At 59.2% G+C, this 15,053-nt stretch carries 14 protein-coding genes; 13 read left to right on the top strand and 1 reads right to left on the bottom strand.

Translation table 11 applies throughout. The features are described 5' to 3' along the window. On the top strand, positions 1–195 hold a 195-nt coding region (locus QMM04_RS15370; protein WP_282996463.1), incomplete at its 5' end, for a hypothetical protein. On the opposite strand, the gene rsmC is transcribed toward QMM04_RS15370, so the two are convergent. Then, positions 192–1,223, bottom strand: a complete 1,032-nt coding sequence (rsmC, locus tag QMM04_RS15365) for a 16S rRNA (guanine(1207)-N(2))-methyltransferase RsmC (protein WP_104188325.1) — start codon at positions 1,221–1,223, stop codon at positions 192–194. The genes QMM04_RS15370 and rsmC overlap by 4 nt on opposite strands. A gap of 106 nt (positions 1,224–1,329) precedes the next feature. On the opposite strand from rsmC, the gene QMM04_RS15360 reads away from it, so the two are divergent. The 12 genes from QMM04_RS15360 to tssC all read left to right on the top strand — a co-directional run bounded on the left by QMM04_RS15360 (position 1,330) and on the right by tssC (position 14,940). Beyond that, the gene (locus QMM04_RS15360; RefSeq protein WP_031279565.1) at positions 1,330–1,740 is read left to right on the top strand and encodes a DNA polymerase III subunit psi; all 411 of its coding nucleotides are present in this window, start codon (positions 1,330–1,332) and stop codon (positions 1,738–1,740) included. Continuing rightward, positions 1,712–2,152 (top strand): ribosomal protein S18-alanine N-acetyltransferase, encoded by a 441-nt coding sequence (gene rimI / locus QMM04_RS15355; RefSeq protein ID WP_104188327.1) that lies wholly within the window; start codon positions 1,712–1,714, stop codon positions 2,150–2,152. The genes QMM04_RS15360 and rimI overlap by 29 nt, the downstream gene beginning before the upstream one ends. 20 nt (positions 2,153–2,172) lie before the next feature. After that, positions 2,173–2,853 carry a pyrimidine 5'-nucleotidase gene (gene yjjG / locus QMM04_RS15350; RefSeq protein WP_021506777.1) on the top strand — a complete coding sequence of 227 codons (681 nt, stop codon included), beginning with the start codon at positions 2,173–2,175 and terminating at the stop codon, positions 2,851–2,853. Between the two features lie 865 nt (positions 2,854–3,718). Then, the gene (locus QMM04_RS15345; protein ID WP_282996462.1) at positions 3,719–4,315 is read left to right on the top strand and encodes an SH3 domain-containing protein; all 597 of its coding nucleotides are present in this window, start codon (positions 3,719–3,721) and stop codon (positions 4,313–4,315) included. A gap of 22 nt (positions 4,316–4,337) precedes the next feature. Next, entirely contained in the window at positions 4,338–4,835 is a 498-nt protein-coding gene (gene tssJ, locus QMM04_RS15340) for a type VI secretion system lipoprotein TssJ (protein WP_021506780.1), read from the top strand. Positions 4,836–4,843: 8 nt separating this feature from the next. Next, complete coding sequence (tssK, locus tag QMM04_RS15335; protein WP_058757167.1) at positions 4,844–6,184, top strand: type VI secretion system baseplate subunit TssK; 1,341 nt, start codon at positions 4,844–4,846, stop codon at positions 6,182–6,184. A 19-nt stretch (positions 6,185–6,203) separates the two neighbouring features. Further along, positions 6,204–7,445: a DotU family type VI secretion system protein gene (locus QMM04_RS15330; RefSeq protein ID WP_021506782.1), complete on the top strand. Its 1,242-nt coding sequence runs from the start codon at positions 6,204–6,206 to the stop codon at positions 7,443–7,445. 3 nt (positions 7,446–7,448) lie between these two features. After that, positions 7,449–11,078, top strand: coding sequence for a type VI secretion system membrane subunit TssM (gene tssM / locus QMM04_RS15325; RefSeq protein WP_282996461.1), 3,630 nt, complete (start codon positions 7,449–7,451; stop codon positions 11,076–11,078). Between the two features lie 14 nt (positions 11,079–11,092). Beyond that, positions 11,093–11,806, top strand: a complete 714-nt coding sequence (gene tagF / locus QMM04_RS15320; protein ID WP_021506784.1) for a type VI secretion system-associated protein TagF — start codon at positions 11,093–11,095, stop codon at positions 11,804–11,806. A 17-nt stretch (positions 11,807–11,823) separates the two neighbouring features. Then, positions 11,824–12,834 carry a type VI secretion system protein TssA gene (gene tssA / locus QMM04_RS15315; protein WP_241798648.1) on the top strand — a complete coding sequence of 337 codons (1,011 nt, stop codon included), beginning with the start codon at positions 11,824–11,826 and terminating at the stop codon, positions 12,832–12,834. 79 nt (positions 12,835–12,913) lie between these two features. Continuing rightward, complete coding sequence (gene tssB, locus QMM04_RS15310) at positions 12,914–13,441, top strand: type VI secretion system contractile sheath small subunit (RefSeq protein WP_021506786.1); 528 nt, start codon at positions 12,914–12,916, stop codon at positions 13,439–13,441. 2 nt (positions 13,442–13,443) lie between these two features. Then, entirely contained in the window at positions 13,444–14,940 is a 1,497-nt protein-coding gene (tssC, locus tag QMM04_RS15305; protein ID WP_021506787.1) for a type VI secretion system contractile sheath large subunit, read from the top strand. Positions 14,941–15,053 lie beyond the last annotated feature (113 nt).

Below are 15,053 nucleotides of genomic sequence, written 5' to 3'. Positions count from 1 at the left end.
ACACTAACACCTGAAGCTAGCGCGTCTACCAATTCCGCCACCTTCGCCTACCTGCAATACATTACAGTATTGCTAACCACGGAGGCGCATTTTAGAGATTTTACTCATTGCGTCAACACATATTTTGCGACGGTGAAACGACTGCTGCAAAAAGCAACGTTTTCCCCGTCGCATCGCGGATTTTACTACGCTTAGCGCGCTTTCGCGCCGCGGCCATATACGGCGCGATACACTTTGAAGCGGCCGGTCTGCGCCAGCACTTCATGGTTACCGAAGGTTTCATCCAGCACCTGCGGATAAGGCAGGAAGGCGTTGGCCACGATGCGCAGCTCGCCGCCGCTGTTTAGATGCTTCACCGCACCGCGAATCAGCGTGTGGGCGGCATCAAGGCTGGTTTGCAGACCATCATGGAACGGCGGGTTAGAGATGATCAGATCAAAACGGCCGCTGACGTCCGAGAACACGTTACTGGCAAACACTTCGCCTTCCAGGCCGTTAGCGGCCAGCGTGGCTTTACTCGCCTCGATGGCGGCGGCGTGCACATCGCACAGCCACAGCCGGACTTTCGGCGAATGCTGCGCCAGCGCGGCGGCTAATACGCCACTGCCACAGCCGATATCCAGCACTTTGCCTTTGGTGTGCGGCGTAAGAGTGGAAAGCAGCAGATCGCTGCCGATATCCAGCCCGTCGCGGCTGAACACGCCTGGCAGGGTATGAATGGTGAGATCGTCCAGCTGATAGCGATTGCCGAACGCGCTGGCGTCAAAGCTGGCCTGCTGCGTCAGCTGGCCGTGATACAGCCCGCAGCGGCGCGCGCTGTCGATCTTCTCCAGCGTCGCCCAGTTCTCCAGCATGCCTTCGGCGCTGCGCACGCCGCTGCGGTTTTCACCGACGACAAAAATATCGCAGCCCAGCGGCAGCAGCGACAGCAGGTTTTGCAGCTGGAACTGCGCTTCCGGTTTGTTCTTCGGCCAGAAATAGACCAGCGTGTCGCAACCGGCTACGTCGGCCGCACCGGCCACCAGCCCGTACACTGCCCGTTCACCGAGGCGACGGCTGAGGTTCTGCCAGTGATGGTACTGCTGAGTGTGCACGCGGCTCGACGCGGTCTCCAGCTGGGCGGGCAGGTCATCCTGCAGGTCGCCGGCGAACAGTACGTGGCGGGCGGTAAATTCATCACTGTGGCGCAGAATCACTTCGCTGGCCGGGGTAAAAGCAGACATGGAACGCTCCTGTTAAATCAGAGCGGGGATTATAGTGCTTTGTTGGCGCATGTTCGATGGGTTTGCTAGCATAGCGTCGCATTCTGGCAGCATAACGGGTAATAGCATGAGCACAAGGCGCGACTGGCTTCTACAGCAAATGGGGATTACGCAGTATCAGCTGCGACGTCCGCGCGTGCTGCAAGGCGAAATTGCCGTCACGCTAACGCCGGACACGCGGCTGGTGCTGGTCGCTGAGCAGGCGCCGGATCTGCAGGAGCCGCTGGTGCGCGACGTACTACGGACGCTGAGCATTCAGCCGGGGCAGGTAATGACGCTGACGCCAGAACAGCTGCCGATGCTGCCGGAGCAGGTCGACTGTGCTGGCTGGCTGCTGGGCGTGACCAGCGATCATCCTTTTAACGGCATCACGTTCACCAGCGCCGTTTTCAATGAATTAATCAGCAGCGGCGCGGCCAAACGCGCGCTGTGGCAACAGATGTGTAACCATGACAGCCATCTCTTTCATCACCCCTGATTTACAGCCGCGGCTGCTGGAGATCGAGCGCCACGCGCATGCGTTTCCGTGGAGCGAGCAGACCTTTGCCAGCAATCAGGGCGAACGTTACGTCAATCTTTGCCTGCACGCGGACGGCCAGCTGGCCGGCTTCGCCATCACCCAGGTGGTGCTGGATGAAGCGTCGCTGTTCAACATCGCGGTCGATCCCGCGTTCCAGCGCCGCGGCTATGCGCGTCAGCTGCTACAGCAGCTGATTGCCGAACTGGAGCAGCGTGCGGTGATGACGCTGTGGCTGGAGGTACGCGCCTCCAATCAGCCCGCCATTGCGCTGTATCAGCAGCTGGATTTTCATCAGGTCAGCGTGCGGCCAAACTACTATCCCACCGCCAGCGGGCGCGAGGATGCCATCATCATGGCGCTCACGCTCTGACGTTATTCAAAAGGGGCACTATGTTAAACGACTGGGACTGCATCCTGTTCGATGCGGATGACACACTTTTCCACTTTGACGCCTTCGCCGGCCTGCAGCGCATGTTTGCCAGCTACGACGTGCACTTCAGCGATCAGGATTACGCTGATTATCAGGCCGTCAACAAACCGCTGTGGGTCGATTACCAGAACGGCACCATTTCAGCGTTACAGCTCCAGACGCGCCGCTTCACGCTGTGGGGCGAAAAACTGCGCGTGGCGCCGGAAGTGCTTAACAGCGACTTTCTTAATGCGATGGCCGAGATCTGCCTGCCGCTGGATGGCGCAGCCCGCCTGCTGGATACGCTCAAGGGCAAGGTAAAAATCGCTATCATCACCAACGGTTTTACGGCGCTGCAGCAGGCGCGCCTTGAACGCACCGGTTTCCGTGACTACTTTGACGCGCTGGTGATCTCCGAACAGGTGGGCGTACCCAAGCCGGACGCGGCGATTTTTGACCATACGCTGCAGCTGCTGGGCAATCCCGATCGCCGCCGGGTATTAATGGTCGGCGACACGCCGGAATCAGATATTCTCGGTGGTATGAATGCCGGCGTGAAAACCTGCTGGATCGATCACGGCACGCGTCCGCTGCCGGCGCACATCACGCCCACCTGGCAGGTGAAAACCTTGCCTGAGCTGCAATCTATTCTGACTGCTTAACAATCCCGATACCTGCTATTTTAGCGAATTAAACCAGCCTGGTCCGCCTGGCTGGTTTTTTTAACTGCCAGTTTGCCTTTATCACCCCTTTTTTACCGCCTGCCTGAGTTTTATCGCGCGCAGACAAAATGCGTGCCGCTCAGCGCCATTTTTTTTATGACAATTTTTAATGATCGCGCGAGCAAATTTTCATCTTTCATTTACAATCTTTCACAGTTTTAATGGATTGCTAAGAATAGTCTTAGGTTTACGGGCAAAAGTGACGCAAATTTGCATTAAAAATATTTGTTAACCTTTACTGAACTAATTTCCTCTGCTAGCGGCGCGTTGAAATTTTGTCAGGCTTCTGTAAACTTCCGTCAGACATTAACAAATGGATTGTGATTGCATGCTCACGGGCAGGTTTTACCTGGCTCGTGCGGTAGCTATGATGTTTCCAGTCTTTTATATTTTGTTGATATATCTCAATAAATAGCAATGCTGCCAGCGAATGCCGTAAGTTGTTGCTGTTATCCTCTTAATCGTTACCGATTAACCAGATTCATTGAACGTGATAGTTTTTAACCCAGGGATGGCATAAGAGAAACCGAGGTTTGGCTGTGGCCAACCCCTTCGCTTAGCAAAAATTGATCATGTTGCTGATCGTTTGTGAAACGATCGGAATTCTTCCGACATCATCCTTGTCACTAATGTTGCATTTTTAATACTTAATTCAGACTGATCAATTTTTGCCTCGCTGGCGCGATGCGTTAGCCACACTCATTAAAGGGTCAACTTTTTAACTGGTACTGAATCGACGCCGGCTCCCGCCGTGTGCACGGTTCATTTTGCTCTTAACCGGCCTCTGGCCACTTTTTAGGCGTTAATGGAACTAAACATGAAGAAAATGGTGAATCTCCGTATGGCGTTGGGCCTGATGTTTGTTTTCGCAGTGGCTGGCTGTAAAGCACCGCCAAAGATGACAGACGACACTATTGTCAGCAGCACCGTTGACGGCGTCACGCTGTCGCACCGTTATGCCGTCCAGCCGCCGGCACAGTTCAGCCCGGTGAACGAGGCTTATCGCGCGCTCTATCCGGCTTCGATCATGACCCGCCCCAGCTTCGGCGGCAAAGTGGTGGATACGCTGAAAAGCGGTGAAACCTACACCGTGATTGGCCAGGTTGAAAACAACTGGCTGGCACTTGGCGAGTCGGCGCAGGCCGCAGACGAAGCGCAGCCTGAGACTGCACCGGCCGATGACAAAAACGCGCAGCAGCCGGCGGCTCAGCCTGCGGTGCAGCTGATCGGTTATGTCCCGTTCCGCGCGGTGGTGAAAAGCGCGCTGTATGAGCAGACCATCAAAGCGGATCAGCCGAAGCGTCGCGCCCGCGCCAGCAGCAAGAAAAAGACCTGCGTCGCGGTGGATGGCGACAGCAAAGCGTGCCAGAACAGCAACAGCGGCACCTGGATCATCAACTAACACGGTAAGCAGGGAGGGCTGAATGATGACGATGATTTCTCTCCGCCGCGCCGGATTACTGCTGCTGGCTTGCCTGCTGGCCGCCTGCAGCAGCAACAGTCCGGCGCCGGTTGCACGCTACAATCTCGACTTTCAGGCGCATCCGCAGATCAACGCGGGTGCGCCGCTCAAAGTCCGGGTGATGTTGCTGACCTCCGATGCGGAATTCATGTCCGCTGATTTCTACTCCCTGCAGAACCAGCCCGCCACCGCGTTGGGCAGCACGCTGCTCAACAATCAGCAGTTCTTCCTGATGTCAGGTCAGCTGAGTAAAACCCTCAGCGCGAAAAGCCTGCCGGAAGCGCGCTTCATCGGCATCATGGCCGAGTATCAGGCGCTGGACGGTAAAGTCTGGCGCCTCGCGCTGCCCTTCCCGGATGGCGACGACAGCGCATTCTGGCAGTTCTGGAAAAATAACGATGGTGAGTTGAATGCCCGCGTTGTGGCGGATATCAACGGCCTGCGCGTGGTTAAGCAGTAAGGATGCCTATGAACCGAGCCGAAAAGGTTGTCTGGACCGAGGGGATGTTCCTGCGCCCTCACCATTTCCAGCAGTCGGAAAATTTTCTACACAGCACCCTGCGCGAGTGGGGGCAGTCGCAGCGCGCCTACACCTGGGGGTTTTTTGATCTCGAATTTGATGAAGCGCTGTTGCGCCAGGGAAAACTGGCGCTGAGTGCCGCCAGCGGATGTCTGCCTGACGGCACCTTTTTCTCTTTCAGCCAGCCACAGCACGGTCCGGCCCCGCTGGATCTGCCGGCGAATGTCGATCGCAGCAAAGTGGTACTGGCGATCCCGGCCCGGCGCAACGGGCGCGAAGCGGTGGCGTTTCAGGAGACGCAGGATTCACTAGCGCGCTATCTGGCGTGGGAAGCCGAAGTCGAAGATGACAACGCTCAGGCGGTCGGCGCTGCCACCGTTCAGTTCGGCAAACTGCGCCTGCGCCTGATGCTGGAACAGGATCTCACCGCGGAATGGACGGCGATGGGCGTGGCGCAGGTGATTGAAAAACGCAGCGATAACCACGTGCGCCTCGACACCGATTACATTCCGCCGATGCTGACGCTCAACGCCAGCCGGCCGCTGCAGAGCATGCTCAATGACCTGCACGGCCTGATTCAGCAGCGCAGCCAGCAGCTGAGCCAGCGCACGCCGGGTACCGGCCGTTTTAACAGTGCCGACATGGTCGATTTTATGCTGCTGACCTTACTCAATCGTCAGCTTGGCCTGCACGCGCACTTACAGCATCTGCCGCTGCTGCACCCGGAAACGCTCTACAGTCACTGGCTGCAGCTGGCCGCTGAATTGAGCAGCTGGATGCCGGCGCGCACCCCGGACGCGCTGCCGCTGTATGACCATGACGATCTGTACAGCTGCTTTGCCCGCTTAACGCTGCTGCTGCGCCAGGGACTGTCGCAGGTGATGGAAGAGAGCGCCATCCAGCTGCCGCTGACGCAGCGCTCGCACGGCCTCAACGTGGCCACGGTGCCGGAAAGCAGTATGGTACGCGAGTTCGGCTTTGTGCTGGCGGTCAAAGCCAGCGTGCCAGCCGAAGCGCTGAAAACCCACTTCCCGGCGCAGATGAAAGTCGCGCCCGTCACCAAAATCCGCGATCTGGTGCAGCTGCAGCTGCCGGGACTGGCGCTGAAAGCCATGCCGGGCGCGCCGCCGCAAATCCCGTGGCATGCCGGCTACAGCTATTTTGAGCTCGATAAGAACAGCGAGCTGTGGCAGGAGATGGAGCGCTCAGGTGCCTTTGCGCTGCATCTGGCCGGTGAGTTTCCGGGCCTGAACATGGAGTTCTGGGCCATTCGTAGTCAGTCAGAATAATCAAAACTGAGCACGCCGCATGATGCAGGAACAACAGAAACCGAACAGTGACGTCACACAGCAGGATGTCAGCCATCAGAATGTGCTGGTCGCCGCGGCGAATCCGCTGATTAACGCGATTCCGCAGATTCGCCACTCCGTCTCGCACGACGATCCGGCGCGGCTGCGCCAGCAGCTGATCGATCAGATCCGTCGCTTTGAGCTTAGCTGCCAGCAGTCGGGGCTGAGTTATGAAGTGATCGTCGGCGCGCGCTACTGCCTGTGCACCGCGCTGGATGAAGCGGCGGCGCTGACGCCGTGGGGCAGCCGCGGCGTGTGGACCAGCAACGGCCTGCTGGTGACGTTTCACAATGAAACCTGGGGCGGTGAGAAGTTCTTTCAGCTGCTGGCCAAGCTGTCGCAAAACCCGCGTCAGCACATCCTGCTGCTGGAGCTGATCTATTTCTGCCTGCTGCTCGGCTTTGAAGGGCGCTACCGCGTGCTGGATAACGGGCGTTCGCAGCTGGAAACCATCAAACAGCGTCTGCTGCAGATGATCAAAAGCGTGCGCGGCAGTTACCCGGCGGCGCTGTCACCGCATCCCACCGATCAGCCGGTGCTGCGCAAGCTGTGGCGGCCGATGATTCCACTGTGGGCCTGTGCGGCGGTGGCCGGCTTTGCTGCCTGCCTGTTCTACATCGTCCTGAACTGGCGTCTCGGCGACTACACCTCGCCGGTGCTGGCCAGCATCTATCAGACCGCGCTGCCGGAAGTCAAAATCAGCAATCCGGCACCGCCGCCGCCCGCCACGCTGAACCTGAAAGCGTTCCTCAAGCCGGAAATTGATGCCGGCCTGGTGGCGGTGCGCGATGAAGCCGACCAGAGCGTGGTCACGCTCAAGGGCGATGGCCTGTTCGCCTCGGCATCCACCGAAGTGCGTGGCCGCTACGATGCGGTGATTCAGCGCATTGCCGCCGCGATGAATAACGTCAGCGGGAAGATTCTGGTGATTGGCTACAGCGACAACGTGCCGATTCGCAGCGCCCGCTTCGCCTCCAACTATGAACTCTCGCTGGCGCGCGCGCAGTCGGTGCAAACCCTGCTGCAGCAGCAGCTGGCACAACCGTCGCGGGTTAAAGCCGAAGGGCGTGGCGAAAGCCATCCGCTGGTGCCGAACACCAGCGCGGAGAATCGCGCCCGCAACCGTCGCGTAGAAATTACTCTGCTGGTCGCGCCGGATGCGACGCAAGCGGAACTCAACGGCCTGGCGAGAGGGAACTAATCCATGCTGAATATGCTTTTTGCGGTGCTGACCAGCCGCCTCGCCTGGGGTTTTGTCGGCATTACCGCGCTCTCCTTTATCATCTGGGTGATTGGCCCGGTGTTTTCCATTGTCGACTCGCGGCCGCTGGAGCCAGAGCAGAACCGCATCATCAGTATTGCGCTGCTCTATCTGGTCTGGGGGCTGAGCCAGGCGATTCCGCGCCTGTATAACTTCTGGCTCAACCGCAAACTGATGTCGAGCCTCGAAACCAGCAAAAGCGATGCGCCGGAGCAGGACCGCAAACGCCTGACCAATGAAGAGCAGGTGCTGGCGAGCCGTTTCTCCGAAGCCACCGACATGCTGAAAAAAGCGCACTTCCAGCGCGCCAGCAGCAAGGGCGCGCCTTTCTGGGCGCAGCGCTTCAGCCATCAATACCTCTACCAGCTGCCGTGGTACATGATCATTGGCGCACCGGGTGCCGGTAAAACCACCGCGTTGGTCAACTCCGGGCTGCAGTTCCCGCTGGCGGACAAGTTCGGCAAAGCGGCGCTGCGCGGCATCGGCGGCACGCGCAACTGCGACTGGTGGTTCACCAACGAAGCGGTGCTGCTGGATACCGCTGGCCGCTATACCACCCAGGAGAGTCAGCAGGAGCGCGACGCCAGCGAGTGGCATCACTTTCTCGACCTGCTGCGCAAATATCGCGGCCGTCAGCCCGTCAATGGCGTGATTGTCACGCTCAGCGTCTCCGATTTACTGACGCAATCGCCGGAAGCGCAGCGCAATCAGGCGATCGCACTGCGTCAGCGGCTGATGGAGCTGCACGATCGCCTTGGCATTCGCTTCCCGGTTTATGTGCTGATCACCAAAACCGACCTGCTAAAAGGTTTCCGCAGCTACTTCGCTTCGCTGGATAAAACCCAGCGCGAGCAAATCTGGGGCTTTACCTTCCCATGGGCGCAGGCGTCGACCGCAGAGTTTGAGCTCAACAGCCAGTTTCAGCAGGAGTATTCACTGCTGCAGCAGCGTCTGGATGCCGGCCTGGCCGATACGCTGTTAGCGGAAAGCGATGCGCAGGCGCGGGCGGAGAGCTATCTGTTTCCGCAGGAGTTCGCTGCGCTACGCCCGCTGCTGGCGGAGGCGCTGGATACGCTGTTTGCCCGTTCGGATTTCGAAACCCAGTTCGCGCCGCGTGGTATCTATTTCGCCAGCGGTACTCAGGAAGGACTACCGTTTGACCGCGTAATGGGCGAGCTGAGCCGCGCCCTGCATCTGCCGGGACAGCGCAGCGGTGAGTCCGGCAGCTGGGACCAGGTCGACAAAGAGTCACCGATCCCGCCGAACAAAGGCCAGAGCTTCTTCCTGAAAGGCGTGCTGGAAAATGTCATCTTCCAGGAGTCGGGCCTGGCGGGCAGTAACCGCTGGTGGGAGCTGCGCAATCGCGCCGGATTGTGGTCCGGCTATCTGGCGCTGCTGGTGCTGGTACTGATTGCCGGAGCACTATGGCTCACCAGCTACAGTAAAAACAAAGCCTATTTGCAGGAGATGGCGGGTAAAACGCCGCAGGTGGAGCAACTGGGACAACAGCTGGAACGCCAGGGCAATGGCGATCTGTTTGCGCTGGTGCCGTATCTCAACACGCTGCTGCAGCTGCCGAAAAGCGCCGACTTCTCGCTGGAAGATCCCCCGCTGACGCGCCGCATGGGGCTGTATCGCGGTACCGAAGTCAGCGACGCCACGCGCACCCTGTATGACAAAGCGCTAAAACAGCTGCTGCTGCCGCAGGTGGCGCAAAACATCACCCGCTGGCTGCGCAACGACAACGGCAGCGATGCGGATTACAGCTACGAAGCGCTGAAAGCTTACCAGATGCTGTATCAGCCAAAACATTATGACGGCAAATTCCTGCATGCCTGGCTGATGCTGAATATTAGCCGAGAACTGCCGCAAAACGTGACGCAGCAGGAAGTGAAACAGCTGGCGTGGCATCTGCAGCAACTGCTGGAGACACAGATTCAGTCCTCGCCGTACGCGAAGGATGACGCGCTGGTAAAGCGCGAGCAGGTGCTGATTAACCAAATGCCGCTGTCGCAGCGCGTCTACGGACGCCTGAAGCGCCTGCTGCAGCGTGACGGCAGCCTGCAACCGGTCACCCTCGCGGCGCTGGGCGGGCCGCAGAGTGAGCTGGTGTTTTCACGCAAAAGCGGCAAATCAGTCAATGACGGCGTGGCCGGCCTGTTCACGCCAGACGGTTACTGGCAGCACGTCGATAAACAAATCGCACCGGTCACGCAGGCGCTATTCCAGGATGATGTCTGGGTGCTGGGCGGCGTTGCGTCGCCGGAGAACAGTCAGCAGACCGATCTCGCGGTGCGCCAGCTCTACGTGCAGGATTACATCCGCCAGTGGGAGCAGTTCCTCAGCGATATCCAGCTCAACAGCAGCGCGGATTTGTCGCAGCGCATCAACACCGCACGTCTGCTGTCGGGCAACCACTCGCCGCTGCGCCAGCTGGTGGTTAACCTCAGTAAGCTGCTGACGCTGAACCGCGCACAGCCGGATGAGCAAAGTACCCAGGCACAGCCGGCGACGGGCAACAGCGCCACGCGCACTTTAGAAGCGCTGTTCAGTTCCTCCAAAGCCAGCGCGGCGTCGGGCCAGGGCGCAACGCAGCAGGCACCGGAACAGGCGGTGGCGGTGCACTTCGCTCCCATCCTTGAACTGGCACAGCCGCTGCTGCAGGGCAGTAAGGTGCTGGCGGTAGATGATTTTCTGCATCAGATCGACGATCTCTACCGCTATCTGACGGCGGTGCAGGACGCGGCCAACAGCGGCATGCCGCCGCCGTCCGGCGATGCCATCAGTCGTCTGCAGGCCAGCGCCGGTCGCTTACCGGGTTCGCTGCAGAATATGGTTTCCAGCATGGCCGTGGGCGCCAGCAGCGATGCACAGCGCCGCGATATGGATAACGTGCGCAAGCGCATCACCATGGAAGTGGGCAGCTTCTGCCGCCAGGCAATCGCCGGCCGTTATCCGCTGGTGCGCAATGCGCGCAGCGAAGTGACGCCGGACGATCTGGCGCGCATGTTCGCGCCGGGCAGCGGGCTGATGGACAGCTTCTTCCGCGACAATCTGGCCAGCAAAGTGGATACCACCAACGCCGCGTGGCGCTTCACGCCGGGCATCGATGGCAAAACGCTGCCGGGCGGTGAAGCGCTGCTGCGTCCGTTCCAGCAGGCGCAGTCGATTCGTGATGCCTTCTTTGCTAACGGGGCGACCACGCCGTCGTTCCGCGTCACGCTGCGCACGGTGAAGATGGATAACGACATCCTTAACCTGACGCTCGACGTCGACGGCCAGATTCTGCGTTACAGCCATGGCCCGCAGGCGGTGCAGATGGTGAGCTGGCCCGGACCGGGCGGCACCAGCCAGGTGCGGATGCAGCTTGGTCTGACCAACGGCACCACCTCAACGCTGGTGACCAGCGGTCCATGGGCGCTGAACCGCTTCTTCGATCGCGCTCGTGTAACCGCGGTCGGTGGCCTGACCCGCGAGGCCAGTTTTAACGTCGATGGCCATCAGGTCACGTTGTCGTTCACCCCTGGCAGTATTCGTAACCCGTTCCAGCTTCCCGGCTTTAGCTGCCCCTGAAACAGGACCTGATAATGACTCATTACGCAGCACCCGGCTGGTACGGCAAATTGCCCAGCTCGGGTGACTTTGTGAAGCGACGCTTCCCCGATGTGCTGTACCGGCAGTGGTCGAACTGGTTTCAGGTCGGACTGCATCACTGGCAAACCAGTGAAGAGAGTAAAAACGCCCCGTCGCGCGCCTTTCTCAAAGCGCCGGTGTGGAATTTTGTCGTGCCGCCGATGCTCGGCAGTCAGCTGATCCAGATGGGCTGCCTGATTGCCGCCCGCGACAGCGTCGGCCGCAACTATCCGCTGTGCGCGCTGCGCCATTTTACCCCTGCCGAGTGGTCACCGGCGCTGCTGGCCCGCTCGGGCGAGTGGTATCAGCAGGTCGGCAATATGCTGCTGCGCGTGGTGCAAAACGGCGGTACGCCAGAGCAACTCGACCAGGCGCTGCTGAGCATTCCGCAGCCCCAGCAGCCGCAGACTGACGGCGAACAGTCGGACATTTTACAGGTGATTGGCGACGGCGAGCCGTCGACGCTCAACTGGAAACTGCCGGGTGACAGCTTCGACCCGCAGTTTTACACCAGCTTCTGGTGGACAAACCAGAGCGACGGTTTCCCGCTTTACACTCAGGTGCACAGCGGCAACTTCACCGCACAGCTGTTCTCACTGCTGTTCGACCCGGCCGGAGGGGCAAAACCCGGACGAAACGGACTTTATCCTCCGATGTTTGAATCCTGAGGCCAACCGCTATGACGATGAATATTGACGCGCTGCTGGCGCCGGTCAGCAGTGATAACCCCTGCGGCGACAACCTGGAGTATCACGCGGATTACCAGGCGATGGAGCAGGCCAGTACCGGTAAAGCCGAACAGCAGTTTGGCGAGACCATTATCCCGGCTGAATCAGCGGACTGGAATAAAGTCGAAAAGCTGGCGATTGACTTGCTCAGCCGCAGCAAAGACCTGCGAGTGATGTTAGCGCTTACTCACGCCTGGACCGAGCTGAAAGGGCTGCCGGGCTATGCGCAGGGGCTGAAGCTGATTGAGCAGGCGCTGCTGCTGTACTGGGAGCCGCTGTGGCCGCGACTGGAAGAGTACGGCGAACAGGATCCGTTCTACCGCATCAACGCGGTGGCGCTGCTGGGCGATAAATCAGCGCTGAGCAGCGCGGTACGCCAGAGCTGGCTGCTGCGCTACGCCTCGGATGGCATCACGCTGCGCGATGCCGCAGCGCTGTGCGACGGCAGCAAGACCGAAGTCGCGGACTATCCTGGCGGTCTGCCGCGCCTGACCGATGAGCTGGCGCGCGGCGAGCAGCCCGGTATTGAAGCGGTGCTACAGATAAGTGAGCGTTTGCAAACCATTACCGAAACTCTGACCGAACAGCTGGGTGAAGCGGCGGTGCCGGAGCTGTCGCAGCTGCGCAGGCAGATCGCCATGATCGCCGAACGCTGTCAGGCCACTGACCTCAGCACGCTGCAGCCGGCCGTGGTAACAGAGCAGCCGCCGGAACCGAGCGTCGCCGCGCCCGCCGCAGCGGTCCGCACGGCTGACTGGCGCAGCGTGCAGCTCAGTTCGCGCGCCGATGCGCAGCTGATGCTGGAGAAGGTGAAGCACTACTTTGCTCAGCACGAGCCCAGCCATCCGGCACCGCTGATGATCGACCGCGTACAACGGCTGATTGAGCTCGATTTTATGGACATCATCCGCGATCTGGCGCCAGACGGCGTGCATCAGCTGGAAAATATCTTTGGACGCCGCGACTAAGCGAGCGTAACAACTCAACGCAGCGAGACCTGCGCGCCTCCTGCGAAACTTTACCCGCGCACCCTTAATGGAGAAAACCATGGCACCAACGAAATCCAGTGGGCAGAAGTTCATTGCCCGCAATCGCGCGCCTCGCGTTCAGATTGAATATGACGTGGAAATTTATGGCGCGGAACGCAAAATCCAGCTGCCGTTTGTGATGGGCGTCATGGCGGACCTGGTCGGTAAACCACTCGAGCCGCAGGCGAGCCTTGATGAGCGTAAATTCCTGGAAATTGATATCGATAACTTCGATGAGCGCATGAAAGCGCTGAAGCCGCGCGCGGCGTTTCAGGTGGATAACACGCTCAACGGCGAAGGCAAACTTAACGTCGAACTGACCTTTGAGAGCATGGACGATTTCTCACCGGATGCGATTGCCCGCAAAGTCGAACCGCTGAGCAACCTGCTGGAAGCGCGTACCCAGCTTTCGAATCTGCTGACCTACATGGACGGCAAAAATGGTGCGGAAGAGCTGATCGGCAAGATTCTGCAGGATCCAACGCTGTTGAAAGCGCTGACCCATCTGCCGAAGCAGGATGAAAGCGCTGAAGGTAAGGAGGAGTAATCATGACCCAGTCTTCGCATCAGCAGCAACAGGGCGCCTCGCACTACAGCGAGAATGAACTCAGCGCCCTGCTGAACAAAGAATTTCGTCCAACCAGCGATCAGGCGCGTGCAGCCGTCGAAAGTGCCGTGAAGACGCTGGCGCAGCAGGCGCTGGAAAACACCGTCACCATCTCGAACGATACCTATCGTACCATCCAGGCGCTGATCGCTGAGATTGACGACAAGCTGTCACAGCAGATCAACCAGATTATTCATCATGAAGAGTTTCAGCAGCTGGAGAGCGCGTGGCGCGGTCTGAGCTACCTGGTGAATAACACCGAAACCGACGAGATGCTGAAAATCCGTTTCATGAGCATCTCCAAGCAGGAGCTGGGACGCAGCCTGAAGCGTTTTAAAGGCGCTGGCTGGGATCAGAGTCCGCTGTTTAAGAAGATTTATGAGCAGGAGTACGGTCAGTTCGGTGGCGAACCGTTTGGCTGCCTGGTGGGCGATTACTATTTCGATCACAGCCCGCAGGACGTGGAGCTGCTGGGCGAAATGGCGCGTATCAGCGCGGCGGCACACTGCCCGTTCATCACCGGTACCGCGCCGACCGTCATGCAGATGGAGTCATGGCAGGAGCTGGCGAACCCGCGCGATCTGACCAAAATCTTCCAGAACACCGAATATGCCGCCTGGCGCAGCCTGCGTGAATCGGAAGATGCCCGCTATCTCGGCCTGGTCATGCCGCGCTTCCTGGCGCGCCTGCCGTATGGCATTCGCACCAATCCGGTGGATAGCTTTGATTTTGAAGAGCAGACCGACGGCTCAAATCACAACGGCTACACCTGGAGCAACGCCGCCTACGCCATGGCAGCTAACATCAACCGATCGTTCAAAGAGTACGGCTGGTGCACCGCCATCCGCGGCGTCGAGTCTGGCGGTGCGGTTGAAAACCTGCCGTGCCACACCTTCCCGAGTGATGACGGCGGCGTAGACATGAAGTGCCCGACGGAGATTGCCATCAGCGATCGTCGTGAAGCCGAGCTGGCGAAAAACGGCTTCATGCCGCTGGTGCACCGCAAAAACTCCGACTTTGCTGCCTTTATTGGTGCGCAGTCGCTGCAAAAGCCTGCGGAATACCATGATGCCGATGCGACCGCCAACGCACGTCTGGCTGCACGCCTGCCGTATCTGTTTGCCTGCTGCCGCTTCGCGCACTACCTCAAGTGCATTGTGCGCGACAAGATCGGTTCATTCCGCGAGCGTGATGAAATGGAGCGCTGGCTGAACGATTGGGTGATGAGCTACGTCGACGGCGACCCGGCGAACTCGTCACAGGAAACCAAATCGCGTAAGCCGCTGGCTGCCGCCGAGGTGAGCGTGGAAGAGCAGGAAGATAACCCGGGCTACTACGCCGCGAAATTCTTCCTGCGTCCGCACTACCAGCTGGAAGGCCTGACGGTGTCACTGCGTCTGGTATCGAAACTGCCTTCACTCAAATCGAATGAGAATTGATTAACTGCATCAGGCCGTCATGTATGGCGGCCTGAATGCTCACAAAGCTTTGCAGTTACCGTGCAAACGCAAAACGCTTATTGCGAGCCGGCTCCACGTTTCGATATTAATGT

Origin of the sequence: Pantoea sp. Pa-EAmG (assembly GCF_030024295.1) — a bacterium.
Lineage (GTDB): Bacteria > Pseudomonadota > Gammaproteobacteria > Enterobacterales > Enterobacteriaceae > Pantoea > Pantoea dispersa.
Note: the sequence above shows the minus strand (reverse complement) of the source record. Positions and strands in the feature narration are given on the sequence as shown.